The organism is Polaromonas sp. P1_G2 (assembly GCF_056405515.1).
Genome location: NZ_JBFUBY010000824.1, coordinates 1 through 544 on the forward strand (window position 1 = coordinate 1; position 544 = coordinate 544).

At 60.5% G+C, this 544-nt stretch carries 1 protein-coding gene; it reads right to left on the minus strand.

Features of this window, described 5'->3' with window-relative positions; all coding sequences use genetic code 11:
* Positions 1-516, minus strand: a 516-nt coding sequence (locus AC1D0P_RS27815; RefSeq protein WP_477679682.1) for an ABC transporter permease subunit, incomplete at its 3' end; no start/stop codon positions are given.
* Positions 517-544 lie beyond the last annotated feature (28 nt).

A 544-nucleotide genomic window follows, 5' to 3' on the forward strand; every position in this document is an offset into this window, starting at 1 on the left:
CAGGCTGTCCAGCACCGCCGCCAGCACCATGATCGCTCCGATGACGAACATCTGCGACTCGAACAGGGCAAAATCGATCACCGACATATCGGTGAGCGAAACACCGGTAATGCCGCCGAGCGCATCCGTCTTCTGCACGGCGATCGACACCATTTCCGCCAGCACCCAGCTGGCAATGGCGAAATAGGCATCGCGCAGCCGGAAGAGCATCGGTGCAATCAAGGCCGCCGCCGCACCGCCGAACAGGAAGGCGGCAATCAGCCCCAGATAGGGATGGAGGCCGGTGGCATTGGCGAAGAGGTAGAGCACATAGCCGCCGGCGCCGAAATACATCTGGTGGCCAAGCGACATCAGCCCGGCATAGCCGGCCAAGAGGTTCCACATCGAGGCGATGATGATGACCACGAACATCTCGGTCATGAGATGCAGATTGCCATCGCTCATCAGCATCGGACCGAGGGCCACGAAGACAAGGAAGAGCGCGAACGGAATGGCGCGCAAGGTCAGCGCATTCATGCTTTAGCTCCGAAAAGCCCGTTCGGGC